Source organism: Pedobacter suwonensis, assembly GCF_900111825.1.
GTDB classification, from domain to species: Bacteria; Bacteroidota; Bacteroidia; order Sphingobacteriales; family Sphingobacteriaceae; genus Pedobacter; species Pedobacter suwonensis.
In genome coordinates this window covers 1-19,878 of record NZ_FOJM01000030.1, presented here as the reverse complement: position 1 = coordinate 19,878, position 19,878 = coordinate 1, and the positions used below count along the sequence as shown (strand labels likewise).

Below are 19,878 nucleotides of genomic sequence, written 5' to 3'. Positions count from 1 at the left end.
GACGGATCGGCTGGAGAAACCCATTAAAGCTTCCGAAGTTCCCCTGCGCCCGGCCACTTGAAATTTCGGAAGAAACTGCCCACCTAAACCCGATAGCAGCGGAAAACCCGCAGCGCAGCGAGGATTTGGAGCAAATAGCGGGAACATGCTTATATAGTACCACTGACCCTGCTTTGCTAAAACCAACAACAATATATATACATATACGAGCGACGATACTTATATATGTTAAAAATTGTTAACTGTATATTTGTACTGAATTGCTTTGCATAGCTTAGCGGCCAATTGTTTTTATTGATGTTATCGTATTATTAATTATCTTTGCAGAATGTTTAAAGTTAAACACTTAATTATTTTAGTATTTATTACCGCTTTGGGTATGGCGGGCTGTAAAAGTCGTTTCGAGAAATTGAGGGCGAGCAATGACGTTGCAAAAAAATACCAAGAGGCACTTCGTTTGTATAATAAACGCGATTACAGTAAGGCATTAGTACTTTTTGAGGACCTATCTCAAAAATATCGTGGTCGTGCAGAAGCAGAAGACCTGAACTATTATTATGCTTATACCCTTTATAGATTAAGTGACTATACCACAGCGAGGTACCAGTTTAAAAGTTTTGCAGACACCTACCCGGCAAGTAAGAATGCTGAAGAAGCCAGATACATGGCAGCATACTGCTATTACTTGGAGTCGCCAAATTTCTCTTTAGACCAGGAAAATACTTATAAGGCTATTGATGCGCTACAATTATTCATTAACCTATACCCTACCAGCGACCGTGCTGCTGCTGCCGGAAAATATATTGCGGTATTAAGGGGGAAATTAGAGGATAAAGCCTTTGAAAATGCTAAAATGTATTTAACTACAGGACCAAGTAATGTAGATAATTATAGAGCAGCTGTTATTGCCTTAAAAAATGCACAGAGAGATTATCCAGACATTAAATATGCTGAGGAAATGGATTTCCTGATGATAAAGGCGCAATATTTATACGCAAAAAACAGTTACATCATCCGTCAGGAAGACCGTTACAATGAAGCACTTGCTTTATATACTGAATTTACGGAAAACCACCCTGACAGTAAATTTGCTAAAGATGCAAAAGCGCTTAAAAGTGATGTTGAAGCAGGAATTGCGGCTACAAAAAAAGAATTGGCATTATATGCTGCTGATCAGGAAAAATACAAGCAGATGTTGATTAGAACAGGTAAATTGAAGGATACTGTTTCTACAAAACCAACGAATGCAGATAATACGGATATTAAAAACAAGTAACAGATGAATACTAACAAACCTGCTGTACCTAATACTACAGTAACCAGAAACGTACACGATTTAGATAAAACTACTGATAACTTATACGAATCGTTAGTGGTAATTGCGAAAAGGGCAAATCAAATTTCGAACAACGTTAAAGAAGAGTTACACGGTAAACTGGCAGAATTTGCTTCTAGCAACGATAATTTGGAAGAAATTTTCGAAAACCGTGAGCAGATTGAGATCAGCAAGCATTACGAGCGAATGCCAAAGCCTGTTTTGGTTGCTATGGATGAGTTTTTGAATGGCAAAGTTTACCACAGAAACCCTGCTAAAGAACAAAAGTAACTGCATAGCGCATAGCGTTTAGGGCAAAGCGTTTAGCACTACGCTCTATGCTCCATGCCTTATCTACTCTGCGCATTATGCTAAAAAATAAAAATATAATCCTTGGCGTTTGCGGTAGCATCGCGGCTTATAAGTCGGCATTTTTGGTTCGGCTGCTCGTAAAAGCTGGCGCAAACGTAAAGGTTATCCTTACCCCTGATGGTGCTCATTTCATTACACCACTTACCCTTGCTACGCTTTCTAAAAATCCGGTTTACACACAATATTTCGAAGAAGAAACCGGCGTATGGAGCAATCATGTTGAACTGGGCTTATGGGCCGATTTAATTATCATCGCTCCGATAAGCGCCAATACTTTAGCCAAACTGGCAACAGGAATCTGCGATAATTTATTAACGGCTGTTTATCTTTCGGCAAAATGCCCGGTTTACGTAGCCCCGGCTATGGATCTGGATATGTGGAAACACAAAACAACCCAAAGCAACATTAGTCGTGTAACCAGTTTTGGTAATACGGTTATTGCCCCGGCTAACGGCGAACTGGCCAGCGGACTTTGGGGAGAAGGCCGAATGGCCGAGCCGGAAGAAATTGTTACTTTCCTGGATAATTCTGTGAAGAAATCGTTACCCCTGTTTGGCAAAAAGGTAATGGTAACCGCTGGACCTACTTATGAGGCTATCGATCCGGTACGTTTTATAGGCAACCATTCTTCAGGTAAGATGGGTTTTGCCCTGGCTGATGAGTTGGCCAAACTAGGTGCTGATGTGACTTTAATTGCCGGACCAACTGCCCAAAAAGGCAGTCAAACGTTAAAAAGGATAGATGTGGTAAGTGCGCAGGAAATGTTTGAGGCTTGTACCGCTGCTTTTGAAGAAACAGTAATTACTGTGATGTGCGCAGCTGTGGCCGATTATCGGCCTAAACAGGTTGCTACGCAAAAAATTAAAAAGCATGATAGCGGATTGTTTTTGGAACTGGAAAAAACAACAGATATACTTGCTTATTTAGGTAAGGCAAAAAAACCGCAACAGATTTTGGTTGGATTTGCTTTAGAAACCAACGACGAAGAGAATTATGCCAAAGGCAAACTGGAAAAGAAAAATCTAGACCTGGTGGTGCTAAATTCTTTGAATGATAAAGGAGCAGGTTTTAAATCAGATACCAATAAAATTACTATTTTTAACAAAGCTTTAGAACGGACTGTATTTGAAATGAAATCGAAAACAGATGTTGCAAAAGATATTTGTACTGCCATTTTAAAAATTGTGAAATGATAAAAAAGATTGTTTGGATACTGATATTTGTGGGTTTTGGAAAGCTACAGGCGCAAGAACTAAACGCTCGGGTAACCTTACTGGCTCCCCAGGTTTCGAACATTAGCAAACCAACTTTAGACGCTTTGCAAAAAACAATCCGCGATTTTTTGAACAACAACAAATTCAGCAACGAAAGTTATAAGCCGCAGGAGCGTATAGATTGTAGTTTCGTCATCACCATCAATTCGTGGGATGGTGGCTCTGGTTATACTGCCGAAGCGCAAATTCAAAGCAGCCGCCCCGTTTTTAATAGTTCTTATAATAGCACTTTGTTAAATATGAGTGATAAGAATTTCGATTTCAACTTTAACGATGGGGCTACAATCGACTTCTCTGACCAGAATTATATTTCCAATATTAGTGCGCTACTCACCTATTATGCTTACACCATTATCGGGATGGATAAGGATAGTTTTAGCAAAATGGGTGGCACTCCTTTTTATAAAAAAGCACAGAACATCATCAACCTTGCACAAGCTTCGGGCAATACCGGCTGGAGAGCTGCCGATGGCTTACGTAATCGTTTTTGGTTTAATGAAAATGTTTTAAACCCCATATTTGCAGAACTGCGCAATTTCATCTACAGTTATCATTTAAGCGGTCTTGATCAGCTAACCGATCAGGATAAGGGCTTAACGCAAATTGTTGCCGCCTTGCCCGCACTACAGCAAATGGATAAACAGAAACTCGGCTCTATCTTTCCTAATGTTTACTTTGCTGCAAAAGCAGAAGAGGTAACCAATGTACTTTCTAAACTTAATGGACAAGAACGTATGAAAGCCTACAACATGTTGGCAGAAATTGATCCGGCAAACATTGGTAAATATGAAGGGCTGAAGAAGAATTAATATGCTGGTTAATTGTTTAAATCAGTTAATTGTAATTAATCAATAAGCCTTTGGCATTCTTTAGCAAAGCAAATGCTGTGCTTCATTTAAAGGCAGTCCTGCTTTCGTTTATACGTCTGCAGGCCTTACAAACAGGCCGGTATCCACATCAATCAGGTTTAATCACGCAAACTGGTTTTTCACAAGGCAGGTTCCTTTTTAATGCCCAATAATCAGGATACATCCCATCAGATACTTCTTACAAAAATGTTAACCGATTAACCAGTTTCCACAATCAAATAGATTAAAAATTTTTTAAAATATTTTGATATTACGAATATCTTCGTACATTTGAATACGAAACAATTCGTACAACTTGTAACATATGGATAATTATAACATCAAACCTACGGAAGGTGAAATGGAAATCCTCCAGGTGCTTTGGCAAAAGGGGAATGCAACGGTAAGAGAGGTTCATGAGGCATTAAATAAAAAAGACTCTGGTTACACCACTACTTTAAAACTGATGCAGATTTTGCATGAGAAAGGCATGGTCGACAGAGATACTACCCAAAAAACACACGTATATAAAGCACTTGTTAGTCAGGATAAAACGGAAAAACAACTGGTAAACAAAATGATCGATAATGTATTTAACGGATCTGCAGCGAGACTGGTGATGCAGGCCCTGGGTAACCACAGCGCCAGTGCAGAAGAAATTGACGAAATAAAAAAATATTTGGATAGCCTAAAGTAAGGCTATTGCTGAAGGTTGGAAGGTGTAGGGTTTAGATCCCTAATAAACATTAAGATTTCGGACGATATCCGTATAAAAAATTAAAACCACCGTTATGGAAACTTTATTACAACAGTTCATCAAAGCATTTGGCTGGAGCATCTTAAATTCGCTTTGGCAAAGCGCCATCATTTATGGTATCCTATTTATTATCATGCTTGGCATCCCAAAACTGGCTGCAAAACATAAGCATAACCTTGCTTTTGGTGCCATCATTTTAATGTTTATGGGCTTTGGCTATAATTTCATACACTATTTAATGTCACATGCACACACGCATGTATCAGCAATCAAAGCTCAGGATATACAGGTATACCAATACTTTAATAACTTACCACCAACCTTTAGCAGCAAGGCAGAGCAATACTTCCCTACAGTAGTTATATTCTACACCATTGGTATTGTGCTTCAGTTGTTTGTTATTATTAATGGTTATGGACAGCTTTCCAAACTAAAAAAAGAAAGTTTAAGTGCAATACCCGATAGCTGGAAAGTTATTTTTGACCATGTAACGGCCCGGCTTAAAATTAACAAAGCTATTCAGTTTCACATTTCTTCTATTGTTAATGTGCCTTTGGTTATCGGTTATTTAAAACCCGTTGTATTATTTCCACTGGCCCTGGTAAACCAATTAGACAATGACCAGGTGGAAGCGATACTCATTCATGAATTATCACATATCAGAAGAAACGACTTTTTATTAAACCTGATTAAAACAGCTATTGAAACCCTATTATTTTATAATCCATTTGTATGGATGGCAGGTAGGTTTATACACATTGAGCGCGAGCATGCCTGCGATGACCTGGTATTAAAGATTACCGGAAAACCACTGAATTATGCCCATGCCCTACTTAAACTGGAACTATTAAAAGAAAAAAACAGTCCGGCTTATGCATTGGCGGCAACAGGCAAAACCCAGAATTTGTATCAACGCATAAAAAGAATAACCAACATGAAAACAAATTATTTAAACGCCAAACAGCAAATGGCAGCACTGACCTTAGGAGTAGCTTGCCTGTTTTCTATTGCCTGGATCAATCCAACAGAAAATAAAAAAGACACCAAAAGAACAAAAATTGAAGTCTTAAGTGTCATCAACCACAATGATCTGAAAACCGTTGTTTACACGGATACCACGAAAAAACGTAAAATTAAAATTGTGACCATTGATGCTAATGGTAAAAAGACCGAATATAGCTCGGTAAAAGAAATGCCGGATAGCCTAAAGAGAGACTTTTACAGGGACGAACTGTTTGCAGGTAAAAATATTTATAGACTGCGTGCCGATAGTAATTTTAAATTTAAATTAGACGATTCGCTGTTATTTGCCAAAATCAACAAGGAATTCAACTCTCCTGAAGCACAAGCAAAGTGGAAAAAATTTGGTGAAGATATAGCCAAACAATACAATTCTCCAGAGGCACAGGCCAAGTGGAAAAAATTTGGCGAAGATGTGGCCAAACAATACAGTTCGCCAGAAGCACAAGCGAAGTGGAAAAAGTTTGGTGAAGATGTGGCCAAACAATACAGTTCGCCAGAAGCACAGGCCAAATGGAAAAAGTTTGGTGAAGATGTAGCCAAACAATATAGCTCACCAGAGGCGCAGGCGAAATGGAAAAAATTTGCTGAAGATATGAACAAACAATTCTCGTCGCCAGAAGCACAGGCACAATGGAAAAAAATAGGCGAAGATCTGGCGGCTACGATAAATACTCCGGAATTTAAGGCTCAAATTGAAAATTTAAGCGTGAAGACCTTAAAATCAGGAAAAGATTATCAGCTTTCAGACGGTATTTTTCTAAAATTGAATGATGACTCGAATAATAAAGTGAAACAAACGGAAGAGTATAAAAAATTGAAAGAAAAATTTGACAACGAGGTAAAAGAATTAAAGGAAAAAATAGAGCAGAAAGAGAAAAAAGAAAAATTTGAAGGTAGTAATAAAAGCTCAAAGGTTAATCCAGCAGTAATTTTGTATCAAAATAAAGATTTTACAGGTGCCGATAAAGCGCTTAATACGTTAAATGCGGTGGTAACCTATAAAAAATCAGACTTTACAAATGCTGACCAATTGGCCTTAAAAACTTATCTTAAGGTACCCAACTTAAAAATTGCTAATGACAATACTATTAACATTGCTATCAAATAACAATGCATAAACCAAACAAATCATGAACGGCGAAGATTATTCTTCGCTGTTTTTGTTTTGTAGAGTCCTGTTGAATAAATTTTAATATTTTTGCTTAGCATGCTACAAAAACTTTCTATACGTAATTACGCATTAATTGATAGTCTGGATATCGAATTTGATAAAGGCTTGAATATTATTACAGGTGAAACCGGCGCTGGTAAATCGATCATACTTGGCGCATTGTCGCTAATTTTAGGTCAGCGGGCAGAAAGCAAGTACTTTTTTAACCAGGACAAAAAATGTGTTATTGAAGGCAATTTCACTTTGGCAGATGAAAACCTGAAAGGTCTTTTTGAAGAAAATGATCTTGATTTCTCAAACGAAAGCATCCTGAGGAGAGAAATATCAATAGATGGCAAAACAAGATCTTTCATTAACGATACGCCTGTAAATTTATCCATCCTAAAACAGATTGGCGAAAAGCTGATCGACATCCATTCACAGCATGCTACACAGGAAATTAACGATAACGATTTTCAACTGTTGATTGTAGATGCACTGGCCAACCATAAATCATTATTGACTGACTACCGCCGCGGATTTAAAAAGCTTAAGCATGATAGCAGCCTGTTAAAGAAACTGGTAGCCGAAGCAGACGAGGCCAGGAATAAACAGGATTATGAACAGTTTCTGTTCAACGAACTGGAACAGGCAAAACTACAGGATGGCGAGCAGGAAGATTTAGAACAGGAATTAGAACGGTTAACCCATGCAGAAACCATAAAAAGGGCATTACTCACCACTTCCGGCTTAATTAGCGAAGGTGAGCCTTCTGCTCTCCAGATCTTAAAAGAAGCTTCTTTACAGTTACAAAGTATCGAAAAATTTGATCCTGCAATCAATGTGCTGTACGAACGGTTACGCTCCTCCATTATCGAAATAAAAGATATTACCGATGAGGTTTCTGCCATAGAAGAAAATACCATCCACAGTGCCGATCGTTTGGAAATTGTTAATCAAAGGCTGGATCTTTTCTATTCACTGCAGCAAAAACATCGCGTTGCTAACAATACCGAATTATTAGCGTTTCAAAAGCAACTGGAAGAAAATCTGAACAAACTCTTATCTTCTGATGAGCATATCGAAAACCTGCAGAAAGAAATAGATCAACTTCAAAAAGTACTGCTTCAGCAGGCCGGACAGTTAAGTGCCAACCGCAAAAAAGCGATTAAAGTAGTTGAAGAACAAACCAGTTTGACCTTAAAAAGAGTGGGCATGCTAAATGCAAAACTGGTTTTAGACCAAAAAGTATTTAGCGAATTAAATAAAGATGGTTTAGACGAAATAAACCTGCTATTTACAGCTAATGCTGGTCAGGCGCCCGCACCGGTAAACAAAGTAGCGTCTGGTGGCGAGTTATCGCGCTTAATGCTAGCCATTAAAGCTTTACTGGCTAAACATACTTCTTTACCGACCATTATTTTTGATGAAATTGATACCGGAATTTCCGGGGAAACTGCGCTAAAAGTTGGAGAGGTCATTTCCGATTTAGGCCAGAACATGCAGGTAATCTCCATTACACACCTGCCACAGATTGCGGCCAAAGGCAGATCACACTATTATGTTCATAAACATGAAGACCGCGGAAAAACCACTACTGCCATCCGTAAACTTAAACAGGAAGAACGTATTGAGGTAATTGCCGAAATGTTAAGTGGTAAAAATCCGGGTGCATCGGCTATAGAAAATGCAAAAGAACTATTGGCTTAATTTATTGTTCTGATCCCCACTAACAATTTCATATTTATCAGACAGGGTCCAATAAGAAAAACACCAATAATTTTACATTATGAATTAAATATAAACTAATAAATTAGTTTATATTTATACTATGAAATCTTTTCCAGTTTTATTCTTCTTATTGGTCGTTAAAATTTGTTTCGCCCAACAAAATTACGTGCTTTCGGGGACAGTTAAAGATAAACGTGGTGAAGTTTTACCTGGTGCAGGCGTATATGTAAGTGGTTATAAAATGGCTACGGTAACAGATAATAATGGCAATTATATTCTCCCCTTAAAACCTGGTAATTACGATATTTTAGTACAATTAATCGGCTACAAGACGGTAAATAAAAACATTATTATAGCTAATAAGGCGATAAAACTCGATCTGGTTTTAGAAGAAAGCATCACCCAGTTAAGCGAAGTTACCATTAAACCAGATCCGAACAGGGCCCATTATATCGCCATGTTCAAAGATTTTTTTATTGGTACTACGCCAAATGCCCAACAGTGTAAAATGATCAATCCGAATGTGCTATTGGTTGATTACAACAGAGATGAAGCGAAGCTCACGGTTAAGACAAATCAATTTTTAATTATTGAGAACCAGGCATTGGGATACCGGATAAAATACCTGATCAATAATTTTGAGTACAGTAGCCGAACGAAGATCATCTATTATGAAGGATTTCCTTATTATGAAGATTTAAAAGGATCGGCCCGGAAAAAAAAGATATGGGCAAAGAAACGCTTAACCGCTTACCTGGGTTCCCCACAGCATTTTTTTACATCACTCTACAATGGCAGGGCAACTGAAGAAGGTTTTATCATCAACAAATTAATTACTCAGCCAAATCGCGACAAACCGTCCGATAGTATCATAAACGCAAATATTAAACGTTTAACAAAGCTGCAGGGAGGCTTATTACAAAAAAAAATAAATTTTAATCAAGGAGACTCACTCAGCTATTGGATCAGACAGAAAAACCTACCTGATGGTATTTCCATTTTAAGCCGCAGTCCTGTTGCACAAGACACCTTGGTTCATATCAAAAACCAAAACGTTAAAAGCATAAACTTTACTGATAAACTTTATATTATCTATACTAAAGAAAAGGAAGATGCATTATTTGCCAACCGTATAGGCTTATCCATCAACAGGCCTTTGGATATGCCCGATTATCAGGTATCGACCATTACCCTTCAAATAGCACCGGTATATTTTTATGCGAATGGTGGAATCTATAATCCACGCGCTATGCTTTATGCCGGCTATTGGGCATGGGAAAAAATTGCAGATAGCGTGCCAATGGATTATTTACCGCCGGTTGATCTGAAAAAATAGGAGTGTAGTGTTTCGATATCTGGGCTTAGCCGCCCGCCAGGATTTTAATAAAATATTTTTTGGAAAGCAGGTGCACTGCTAATCGGTTCCGACCGTCCCGCCCTTTGTTACAAATCCTTTTTTGGGATTTTGGGACCATGCTATTAGTACTGGCTGTGGTTAAATAAAACCGACAGCGTAAGTTAACCTGCAATGTGGCGCGGCACAATGGGACCAAAAGCGATGGCGGGACAACTACAGCTATGAAAAACGAAACTTTTGTTCCAAAACAAAAAGATAATTGCTTATCAGAATGCCTTAATGATTAACTTGAAAAAGATTCTTCGCTAGGCTTAGCAGGACAGCAATTTATTATTTACCTGAACTCGATAATTATTTAATTAAAATACTGCCTTATAAACGACCCATCCCTGGCCGATTCGTCATGCTGAACTTGTTTCAGCATCTTTTTAGCAGGAAAGACCCTGAAATGAATTCAGGGTGACGGCCTCTTAATCAAATAACCGATATAAGTTAACGAAAGACAATATTAATAATCGAACTCAGGTTATTTATAATTATCTAGGCTTAGCCGCTCGCCAGGATTTGAATAAAATATTTTTTGGAAAGCAGGTGCACTGCTAATCGGTTCCGACCGTCCCGCCCTTTGTTACAAATCCTCGCCCTCATGCTTCGGGCTGTGGGTTTTTCACTACGGTCGGGTTTAGCTGGCAGTGCCGGTAACACGATTAAGGGTTTTGGGACCATGCCATTAAATGCAACAGGCTAAATCAGGCCTGGTTTGGATAAATTGCCTTATAAAAGATCCTTTGTTATACACGCAGGGAAATTGGCATTGACGATCCATATCAAATGTTAAATTTGTTAAAAATTTTTAGCGATTTTAATAAATATTATGCGTTTTGGGTACATTCGTCTCCATGATTAAAAACCTCTTAGTAGCCTGTATACTGATCATGTTGGCTACTAATGCCATTGCTCAAAATACCTTCTCAATCAGTGGTGTAGTTAGGGATAAAAAAGATGGATTGCCTGGCGCGAGTATCTACTTAAGCGGATATAAGATTGCAACAGTTGCCGATAACGATGGAAAATTTAAACTTTCAAATCTAAAGCCTGGCAGTTACGACCTGCTTGTGCAGCTTGTTGGCTACCTCCCCTATTCTAAAAGTGTTATCATTTCTGATAAATCAGTTCAGGTAGAGCTGGTTTTGAAAGAGAATGTTGCACAGCTTGATGAAGTGGTAATCAGGGCTGACCCGAACAGACAGAAATATATCAACCAGTTTAAAGAGTTTTTTATTGGTAAAACACCAAATGCAGCTCAATGCAAGATATTAAATCCGCAGGTTCTGAATGTAGATTTCGATATTACCAAAAGTACGTTAATAGTATCTACTAAAGAATTTTTAATTGTCGAAAATAAAGCATTGGGCTATCGCCTAAAATATATGCTTGATCATTTTGAGTATAATTCCCGTACACACATCATTTTTTATTCTGGCCATCCGTTTTTTGAAGAATTAAAAGCTTCGGCGGCCAAAAAGAAAAAGTATATTGCGGCAAGAGAAGTGGCTTATTATGGCTCCTCACAACATTTTTTCCGCTCACTTTATGCCAATAAAACAAAGGAGGAAGGATTTATCATCAATAAAATGATTAAAATCCCCAACCCAAACCGCTATCCGCAATATGTGATCAATGCCAATTTGGAAAAAATTAAAGCCGTACCTGAAAAAACAGGCATCAGACAAACGAAAGGAAAAGTAGATACTGCCTTACTTGCCTTTTGGACAAAACAGCAGGAAATGCCCAAAACCATTGATAAATTTTCGAGGGCTGAAGTGCTTACAGATACTTTAGTACATTACTTTAATCAGAATTTAAAATACTTAAGTTATACCGATGCCTTGTTGATCCAATATACCAAAGAAAAAGAATCTCTTGCCTATTCGAAAACAGGCTTCTGGATTTTTAGGCCGCTTGATGTACCGGAAAATGAAATTTCAGTAGCGAATTTAACTGGCGAAGGGGTACGTTTTTATGAAAATGGCGGCATTTACGATTCCCGTTCGTTGCTTTACGAAGGTTACTGGGCTTATGAGAAAGTGGCCGATATGGTACCAATGGATTATATTCCACTCCCGAAGAAGGAATGACGGAAGATGTGAGCGGTAAGACGGAAAATTGATGATCAAATCTAAAATTAATTGTTGAAAAGTAACCACAACTGATACTTAAAATTACTAAAAATATTAGTAATTTTAAATTATGATTGGGGAAAGAGAAAATCAATATTTTAAGGGTAGAGGTGCACAGGTTAATCCACATAACAAATTTTTGAAAGATGTTTATGTAAAAGAGCACGATGAAGGAATAGACGACTGGGAGGAAAGTGATCGTAAAACTTCTTTCATTTTCGAAAATTCGAAAACCATTGTAAATAAGGTCGACAGTCCGGATGTTGGCATGGCCTATTCATTAAATCCTTATCAAGGTTGTGAGCACGGATGTACGTATTGTTACGCCCGCAATTCGCACCAATATTGGGGCTATAGCGCCGGAATAGAATTTGAGCGGAAAATAATCGTCAAAAAAGATGCACCAACGCTCTTTAAAAAATTTCTGGAGAAAAAAGGCTGGGATGCCACTACCATTTCGCTTTCTGGCAATACCGATTGCTACCAACCTGCCGAAAGAAAATTTAAGCTAACCCGACAGTTGCTTGAAATTGCATTGGCCTACAAACAGCCGATTGGGATGATTACCAAAAATTCACTCATCCTGCGCGACAGGGACATTCTGAAAGAGATGGCCAAATTAAACCTGTGCATGGTTTATGTTTCCATTAACAGTTTGAATGAAGATTTAAGGCAGGTAATGGAGCCACGTACCACAACGGCCAAACAACGGTTAAAGGTGGTAGAAGAACTCAGTAAGGATGGAATTCCTGTGGGTGTAATGGTTGCCCCTCTTGTTCCAGGTTTAAGTGACCATGAAATTCCAAAAATTTTAAAAGCAGTAGCCAATGCTGGCGCCATTAAAGCGGGGTACACGGTAGTAAGGCTCAATGGTGCCATCGGACAGATTTTTGAAGATTGGCTGCTGAAAAATTTTCCGGACCGCTTTGATAAAGTCTGGCATTCCATTCAGAGTTGCCACGGCGGTAATGTAAATGACAGCCGGTTTGGCGACCGCATGCGCGGCGATGGCAATATTTCGCAGATAATCAGGGATAATTTCAGATTGCATTGCCGTTTAAATGGCTTAAATATAAAAGACATTATTTTAGATCATACGCTGTTTAAGGTTCCGAGTAACCAGGCGAGCCTATTTTAAACATTCGGGGAGAGAAATCCCCAACGCTCGGGGCCGTGGTTTATGATCACGGCCATCTCAATGCGTTTGTTCCGATTGTAATAAAGATTTTTGAGCTTTGAGTTTGTAATTCATCACAGAAAAAGTAAATCATCAACATCTTTGTAAACACAGATTTGTAAACTACTGGCATAAAACTTAGTTTTAAACCATGAAGATTGCATTGATTACCTACCTGGACAAAGGCGCCTATGATACAACCACCGTTGAAAGTGAAGACGACAAGCTCCTCAACTTTTTAAAAGAAAAAGGATTGACCATTGATCTGGTAATCTGGAATAATCCACATATCAACTGGGAGGATTACCAGGTGGCGATTTTAAAATCACCATGGGATTATTTTGACCTGATTGAAGATTTTTATACCTGGCTGGATCTTTTAGCAACTAAAAAAGTAAAACTGCTCAACCCAATTAATGTGGTGAGGTGGAATTCGGATAAGCGCTACCTGAAAGAGATCGAAGCCGCTGGCTTAAAAATTATACCCAGTATTTTCATCAATAAGCAAAACCGCGTATCGCTTAAACACTTCTTCGACGAGTTTAATACAGATAAATTAATTGTGAAACCCTGCATCAGCGGTGGTGCAAAAAATACCTTCAAGGTAACAATAGATCACGTTGAGGCAGTAAATCATCAGTTAAACCATCTTCTGCAGGAAGAGGATTTTATTATTCAACCATTTTTACCGGAAATTTTGGAAAGCGGAGAATGGTCGTTCATTTTCTTCAACGGCACCTACAGCCACTCGCTCATTAAAAAAGCTAAACCTGGCGATTTCAGGGTGCAGCCAGCACATGGTGGATCTGTACATCCGCAAAATCCCGATCATGACCTGATTGCCATGGCACAGCAATATGTTGATTTGTTTGCTAAAAACTGTCTTTATGCCCGTGTTGACGGTACTTTCGTAAATGGCGAATTTTTACTGATGGAGTTGGAACTCATAGAACCTTTTCTATTTTTAAATACAGCTCCTGAAAATTATGATCGTTATTATGAAGCATTGAAAAAACTGATGTAATTGCCTTTGGCTAAACGTTACCCGCAATCAGTCAATTCCAGGCAGATATAAAAAAAACTCCCGACTTTCATCGGGAGTTTTTTTTATTTACTTGAAGAATCTTCTTCTTGTTTTGGTTCTTCTTTTTTGCTTTCGCCTTTTTTATGATTAATTGATACGAGTTCGGTTGTTTTATCATAATCAATTTCTAAAACATCACCTTCGGTCAATTCGCCTTTCAGAATTTCTTCAGCAATCGGATCTTCTAAATATTTCTGAATTGCTCGTTTTAACGGACGGGCACCAAAATTACTATCAAAACCTTTATCTGCAATATATTCTTTGGCATTATCAGTCAATACAATCTCATAACCAAGTGTATGAACGCGACCGAATAAAGCTTTTAATTCAATATCGATAATCTTAAAGATTTCTTCTTTACCTAAGCTGTTGAATACCACAACATCATCAACACGGTTTAAGAACTCAGGCGCAAAGGCACGTTTCAATGCACTTTCTATTACACCGCGACTGTGAGAATCGGCCTGGCTTGTTTTTGCTGTTGTAGAGAAACCAACGCCTTGACCGAAATCTTTAAGCTGACGTGCACCGATATTAGAGGTCATGATGATGATGGTATTTCTAAAATCAACTTTACGACCTAAACTATCTGTTAACTGACCTTCATCTAAAACCTGCAATAAGATATTAAATACATCAGGGTGTGCTTTTTCAATCTCGTCCAATAAAATTACGGCATAAGGCTTTCTCCTAACTTTTTCAGTTAATTGGCCACCCTCTTCATAACCTACGTATCCCGGAGGCGCTCCTACTAAACGCGAAACCGCAAATTTCTCCATGTACTCACTCATGTCGATTTGAATCAGAGAATCATCACTATCGAACATGAAACGCGCCAATTCTTTTGCCAATTCCGTTTTACCTACACCAGTTGGCCCCAGGAAAATAAAGGAACCGATTGGTTTTTTAGGATCTTTTAACCCAGCTCTCGTTCGTTGGATGGCTTTAGTCAATTTCTTGATCGCATCATTCTGACCGATAATTTTCTCAGCCACTTTATCGTACATGTTCAACAGTTTTGCACTGTCTGTTTGTCCAACACGTTGTACCGGAATACCAGTCATCATTGAAACTACCTCGGCTACGTTATCTTCTGATACTTCGTAACGTTTGGTTTTGGTTTCGGCTTCCCACTCTGCTTTAGCTTTATCTAATTCTTCAATTAAATTTTTCTCCGTATCACGCAGCTTTGCAGCTTCTTCATACTTCTGGCTACGTACCACCTTGTTTTTCTCCAATTTGATATCCTCAATTTTGGCTTCGATATCAATAATGTTCTGCGGAACATGGATGTTAGTTAAATGAACACGTGAACCGGCTTCATCTAAGGCATCAATCGCTTTATCAGGTAAAAAACGATCAGAGATATAACGCGAGGTTAATGTAACACAGGCCAGAATAGCTTCCTCTGTATAGGTAACCCCATGGTGTTCTTCGTATTTATCTTTAATACGCGTTAAAATCTCTACAGTTTCATCAGGTGTAGCAGGCTCAACCATCACTTTTTGAAAACGACGGTCTAAAGCACCATCTTTCTCAATGTACTGACGGTATTCATCTAATGTTGTGGCACCTATACATTGAATTTCGCCCCTTGCCAAAGCAGGTTTGAACATATTGGATGCATCTAATGAGCCAGATGCGCCACCAGCGCCAACAATGGTATGAATCTCATCAATAAATAGAATTACATCAGTAGACTTTTCAAGCTCGTTCATCACGGCTTTCATACGCTCTTCGAACTGTCCACGATATTTTGTACCGGCAACCAGCGATGCCAAATCCAAAGTCACTACACGTTTGCCAAAAAGCACACGTGAAACTTTACGTTGTACAATGCGTAAGGCGAGACCTTCTGCAATTGCCGATTTACCAACTCCCGGTTCTCCGATTAAAATCGGATTGTTCTTTTTTCTGCGGGATAAAATCTGCGATACGCGTTCGATTTCTTTCTCACGGCCTACAATCGGATCTAATCTTCCTTCTTCTGCAGCCTTTGTTAAATCGCGGCCGAAATTATCCAGAACAGGGGTTTTAGATTTTATATCAGAAACTTTTTTAGGTGTACTAAAGCTTTCCTCTTCGCGATAATCGTCATCGCCTCCTGTAGATGCACTGTTGGAGATATCATCTCTAAAACCATTTTTATTCACTTCTACCTCCTGTTTAAAAACATCATAAGTAATGCCGTATTGCAATAGGATCTGTGAGGCGATGTTATCATCATCTCTCAAAACCGATAAGAGCAAATGTTCGGTGCCAATTAAATCGCTTTTAAATATTTTAGCTTCTAAGTAAGTAATTTTTAAAACTTTTTCTGCCTGTTTAGTTAATGGAATATTACCCAGGTTTACTGTCACACTCGAAGTACCGCGAACAGCATCTTCAATTGAGCGGCGCAATTTACCAGTATCAACTCCTAACGATCGTAAAATTTTGATAGCCATACCATCGCCTTCGCGTATGAGGCCTAATAATAAATGCTCGGTTCCAATGTAATCGTGTCCTAAACGGAGTGCTTCCTCCCTACTAAAAGAGATTACATCTTTAACCTGTGGTGAAAATTTTGCTTCCATAATACCTTTCTTAACAGCTACGTCCCTAAACTATAAAATAACTTTATAAAAAAGAATGTACTGTTTTCTTTATTTTATCAACAATTGCGCCATACGGGTGGATAAAGAGGCTTGCAAGTGTCTAAAAACCCAAAATTCAATGTAAGATTATGATGCCGATAAATCTTATTTTTCTTATATCTATCTACGTAATAAGTATTCTAAAGGTTTTAGAGTGACATTTACCAAAAACAACCAACCGCAGGCAGCACATTGTCGGTTTATTGTAAGGATTTCCAAGCCATCAGAAACTGACAATATGTATCGTTTTACTTAAGCAATTTACAAGTTTTGACAGAAAAACAAAAAGAACATGACATCATTTAATTATTATTGTCAATAATGATCAACAATAATCGAACCTCCATAAAATAATCTTTATACGAAATTAACTATAGTTACGTCCTTTTTGTTTTTTAACTCATGAGTTTGTTACTGTATAATGATTTTTAACGAAGAAATTTACGCAATATGACCATGAGGTAGATAGTAGCAGTCCGGAACACAGCGAAGGAAATTTAAGTAAGAACGATCCCGTGATAAAAATTTTCCGGAAAAGAGCGTCCATCTTTACGGTCGGGACAGCCCGCTTCCTTATACGACATTAAGACAAGATGAGTAAATTGAAATGGCCACAGCTATTGCTATGGCCATTTCAATCTTTGGACACTTATTTGTTTGGAAAATTATCCATTACCAGTTAATACCCAGATTGATTTCAAAGTTTCCTGCCGTATAACCGCTTAAATTACCGGTTTGTGTGGTATATGCGGTATTAATCATATACTTTTTCTTGTAATGTAAGCCCACACCGAAACTTGCGGCCTTACTGGTATGATACATGGCTGTAAACAATAACTGTTGATTAGCAACTCCGAGTTGAGCGCCAATATCCACGATATCATCAATGCCCGTAAAGGAACGATATGCCACCTTAGGCTGAAGCAAGCTTTCTCCCAAATCAATTTTATAACCTGCCGAAGCATATACAGCCGGTGTATTGATTAGTTTTAACTTATCCCTATTGAAATAATTTTTAAGGTTCACCATCGCAAAATCTACATTAAATCGCTGTGAAGTTAACCCAACCCCAAAATCTCCATCAAAATAGGTTCTGTGATCGGTATTGTAAGTGCCAACCTGTGGATCATTTGGATTACCGATCAAATCCTGCATATCAACCCGCTGGTTCATAAAGCCTGCGGATAAACCAAAATGTAATTTTGCAGATCCATTGAGCGGAAGATGATAGGCATAACTTGCCAGAATCCTCGTTTGTCTTTGCAAGCCGGCTTTATCCAGATTCATGTTTAGTCCCACCCCTACTCTTTCCCATCCATAAGTGGCGCTCAGGTTTTGTACCATAGGGGCTCCGGGAATATTATTCCATTGTGAACGGAAAGTAAGGTCTGCGGTTGCTCCTCCTGCTAATCCGGCCATCGCCGGGTTAGCAAGATATGTGTTGTTAAAATACTGGTTTAATAATGGATTAGTCTGCGCATTTACCTTCGAAATACCAATAAGAGCAGCCAGTATCAATATTGTTTTTTTCATCCTTTTCATTTTCTTAGCGATTTCTGATAATCGTGATAAATCCTTTTTGAACCAATTTATTTGGGCCATAAGTAATGATGTAATAATAAGTTCCCTCTGCAAGGTCATTTCCTCCTATCGTTCCATTCCAGCTATTATCATAAGATTTCTTGCTGTACATTTCCCTTCCATTTCGGTCGAAAATACGGACTTCATTGTTTGGATACATATCGATATTCTGTACAAACCACGTGTCATTTATCCCGTCACCATTTGGTGTTAGGATATTATTTGCAACCAACTTATAATCTTCATTTACCTTAATAGTGATGGATGCTGAACTGATACAACCACTGGCATTGGTAACCCGAACCGTATACGTTGTGGTTTGCAAAGGACGAACGTTTAGAGAAGCCGTATTTTGCCCACTAACGATACCGCTTGCTGCAGACCAGCTATAAGCTGTTCCTCCACTGGCCGTTAATACCGATGTTTCGCCTTTACTGATTTCAGTCCCTTTACTGCTTACTATACTTACCGATGGGATGGCATTAATTATTAATGTACCATTTACGTACACAAAACTATAATTATTAGATACACCACCAGATGCTGAAAGTACATAGCTTCCTGCTACATTTCTATTTGCTGTAGTGCTTACCGTTGGTTTTGTACTTAACGAATTCTCATTATCGCCAGCTTTAAAGCCGCTATAAGTTACACCAAAGGTTGGGAACCCGTCAGACTGACACATCACCGCATTATTAGCCGTAACAGTTAGTACTGATTTACTGATCGTCAGGCTATTGCTTACGTAAGAGATAACATAGTTCCCATTTAAGACTAACGTTCCCTGGTTGATCGCATAAGTACCCACGTTTTCGCCTGGTGTTCTGGTTAAGCTTCCGCTGAAACTGTCGCCGGTTACCAGTGCCGGAGCAAAGGTATAGGTCAGCGCAGGATCGGCATCACCGTAGGTTTTGCTCTTCGCTGCAGCCGTTACCGTAATGGTTTTCGCTCCGATCGTCAGATCAGCACCAACATAGGTTAAGCTGTAATTGCTGCTTAGTGCAAGTGTACCCTGGTTGATTGCATAATTACCCACGTTCTCGCCTGGTGTTCTGGTCAGGCTTCCGCTGAAACTGTCTCCGGTTACCAGTGCCGGAGCAAAGGTATAAGTCAGCGCAGGATCAGCATCACCATAGGTTTTGCTTTTCACTGCAGCCGTTACCGTGATGGTTTTCGCTCCGATCGTCAGATCAGCACCAACGTAGGTCAAGCTGTAATTGCTGCTTAAAGAAAGTGTACCCTGATTGATCGCATAAGTACCCACGTTCTCGCCTGGTGTTCTGGTTAAGCTTCCGCTGAAACTGTCTCCGGTTACCAGTGCCGGAGCAAAGGTATAGGTCAGTGCAGGATCGGCATCACCGTAGGTTTTGCTCTTCGCTGCAGCCGTTACTGT

14 protein-coding genes are annotated in these 19,878 nt (G+C 38.9%); 11 read left to right on the top strand and 3 right to left on the bottom strand.

Features of this window, described 5'->3' with window-relative positions; all coding sequences use genetic code 11:
• Window positions 1-328: 328 nt before the first annotated feature.
• From BM107_RS24155 to BM107_RS24105, 11 genes are all read left to right on the top strand, one after another.
• Window positions 329-1,276 carry an outer membrane protein assembly factor BamD gene (locus BM107_RS24155; protein ID WP_090988296.1) on the top strand — a complete coding sequence of 316 codons (948 nt, stop codon included), beginning with the start codon at window positions 329-331 and terminating at the stop codon, window positions 1,274-1,276.
• Between the two features lie 3 nt (window positions 1,277-1,279).
• The gene (locus tag BM107_RS24150; protein ID WP_090988294.1) at window positions 1,280-1,606 is read left to right on the top strand and encodes a DNA-directed RNA polymerase subunit omega; all 327 of its coding nucleotides are present in this window, start codon (window positions 1,280-1,282) and stop codon (window positions 1,604-1,606) included.
• Window positions 1,607-1,683: 77 nt separating this feature from the next.
• Window positions 1,684-2,880 (top strand): bifunctional phosphopantothenoylcysteine decarboxylase/phosphopantothenate--cysteine ligase CoaBC, encoded by a 1,197-nt coding sequence (gene coaBC, locus BM107_RS24145; RefSeq protein WP_208864462.1) that lies wholly within the window; start codon window positions 1,684-1,686, stop codon window positions 2,878-2,880.
• Window positions 2,877-3,770: a type IX secretion system protein PorD gene (gene porD, locus BM107_RS24140; protein ID WP_090988292.1), complete on the top strand. Its 894-nt coding sequence runs from the start codon at window positions 2,877-2,879 to the stop codon at window positions 3,768-3,770. Before coaBC ends, porD begins: the two co-directional genes overlap by 4 nt.
• Before the next feature lie 364 nt (window positions 3,771-4,134).
• A complete protein-coding gene (locus BM107_RS24135; RefSeq protein ID WP_090988290.1) occupies window positions 4,135-4,506 on the top strand; it encodes a BlaI/MecI/CopY family transcriptional regulator in 372 nt (123 codons plus the stop codon).
• A 94-nt stretch (window positions 4,507-4,600) separates the two neighbouring features.
• The gene (locus tag BM107_RS24130; protein WP_090988288.1) at window positions 4,601-6,697 is read left to right on the top strand and encodes a M56 family metallopeptidase; all 2,097 of its coding nucleotides are present in this window, start codon (window positions 4,601-4,603) and stop codon (window positions 6,695-6,697) included.
• A 99-nt stretch (window positions 6,698-6,796) separates the two neighbouring features.
• Window positions 6,797-8,449 (top strand): DNA repair protein RecN, encoded by a 1,653-nt coding sequence (gene recN, locus BM107_RS24125; protein ID WP_090988286.1) that lies wholly within the window; start codon window positions 6,797-6,799, stop codon window positions 8,447-8,449.
• A gap of 121 nt (window positions 8,450-8,570) precedes the next feature.
• Window positions 8,571-9,806, top strand: coding sequence for a carboxypeptidase-like regulatory domain-containing protein (locus tag BM107_RS24120; RefSeq protein WP_090988284.1), 1,236 nt, complete (start codon window positions 8,571-8,573; stop codon window positions 9,804-9,806).
• 920 nt (window positions 9,807-10,726) lie between these two features.
• Window positions 10,727-11,965: a carboxypeptidase-like regulatory domain-containing protein gene (locus tag BM107_RS24115; protein ID WP_090988282.1), complete on the top strand. Its 1,239-nt coding sequence runs from the start codon at window positions 10,727-10,729 to the stop codon at window positions 11,963-11,965.
• 112 nt (window positions 11,966-12,077) lie between these two features.
• Complete coding sequence (locus BM107_RS24110; RefSeq protein ID WP_090988280.1) at window positions 12,078-13,145, top strand: PA0069 family radical SAM protein; 1,068 nt, start codon at window positions 12,078-12,080, stop codon at window positions 13,143-13,145.
• Between the two features lie 190 nt (window positions 13,146-13,335).
• A complete protein-coding gene (locus BM107_RS24105) occupies window positions 13,336-14,208 on the top strand; it encodes an ATP-grasp domain-containing protein (RefSeq protein ID WP_090988278.1) in 873 nt (290 codons plus the stop codon).
• An 83-nt stretch (window positions 14,209-14,291) separates the two neighbouring features.
• Here the strand turns inward: BM107_RS24105 and BM107_RS24100 are convergent, their stop codons facing one another.
• From BM107_RS24100 to BM107_RS24090, 3 genes are all read right to left on the bottom strand, one after another.
• Window positions 14,292-16,844 carry an ATP-dependent Clp protease ATP-binding subunit gene (locus BM107_RS24100; protein ID WP_090988276.1) on the bottom strand — a complete coding sequence of 851 codons (2,553 nt, stop codon included), beginning with the start codon at window positions 16,842-16,844 and terminating at the stop codon, window positions 14,292-14,294.
• A gap of 732 nt (window positions 16,845-17,576) precedes the next feature.
• On the bottom strand, window positions 17,577-18,437 hold the full coding sequence (locus BM107_RS24095) for a PorP/SprF family type IX secretion system membrane protein (protein WP_090988298.1): 861 nt from the start codon (window positions 18,435-18,437) through the stop codon (window positions 17,577-17,579).
• Window positions 18,438-18,450: 13 nt separating this feature from the next.
• A partial coding sequence (locus BM107_RS24090; RefSeq protein WP_139222339.1) for an MBG domain-containing protein occupies window positions 18,451-19,878 on the bottom strand: 1,428 nt, incomplete at its 5' end.

What these genes read in the sequence shown, in the direction of transcription:
- BM107_RS24155 (WP_090988296.1), top strand. Translation starts at nt 329, where the DNA reads ATGTTTAAAGTTAAACACTTAATTATTTTAGTATTTATTACCGCTTTG.
- BM107_RS24150 (WP_090988294.1), top strand. Translation starts at nt 1,280, where the DNA reads ATGAATACTAACAAACCTGCTGTACCTAATACTACAGTAACCAGAAAC.
- coaBC (WP_208864462.1), top strand. Translation starts at nt 1,684, where the DNA reads ATGCTAAAAAATAAAAATATAATCCTTGGCGTTTGCGGTAGCATCGCG.
- porD (WP_090988292.1), top strand. Translation starts at nt 2,877, where the DNA reads ATGATAAAAAAGATTGTTTGGATACTGATATTTGTGGGTTTTGGAAAG.
- BM107_RS24135 (WP_090988290.1), top strand. Translation starts at nt 4,135, where the DNA reads ATGGATAATTATAACATCAAACCTACGGAAGGTGAAATGGAAATCCTC.
- BM107_RS24130 (WP_090988288.1), top strand. Translation starts at nt 4,601, where the DNA reads ATGGAAACTTTATTACAACAGTTCATCAAAGCATTTGGCTGGAGCATC.
- recN (WP_090988286.1), top strand. Translation starts at nt 6,797, where the DNA reads ATGCTACAAAAACTTTCTATACGTAATTACGCATTAATTGATAGTCTG.
- BM107_RS24120 (WP_090988284.1), top strand. Translation starts at nt 8,571, where the DNA reads ATGAAATCTTTTCCAGTTTTATTCTTCTTATTGGTCGTTAAAATTTGT.
- BM107_RS24115 (WP_090988282.1), top strand. Translation starts at nt 10,727, where the DNA reads ATGATTAAAAACCTCTTAGTAGCCTGTATACTGATCATGTTGGCTACT.
- BM107_RS24110 (WP_090988280.1), top strand. Translation starts at nt 12,078, where the DNA reads ATGATTGGGGAAAGAGAAAATCAATATTTTAAGGGTAGAGGTGCACAG.
- BM107_RS24105 (WP_090988278.1), top strand. Translation starts at nt 13,336, where the DNA reads ATGAAGATTGCATTGATTACCTACCTGGACAAAGGCGCCTATGATACA.
- BM107_RS24100 (WP_090988276.1), bottom strand. Translation starts at nt 16,844, where the DNA reads ATGGAAGCAAAATTTTCACCACAGGTTAAAGATGTAATCTCTTTTAGT.
- BM107_RS24095 (WP_090988298.1), bottom strand. Translation starts at nt 18,437, where the DNA reads ATGAAAAAAACAATATTGATACTGGCTGCTCTTATTGGTATTTCGAAG.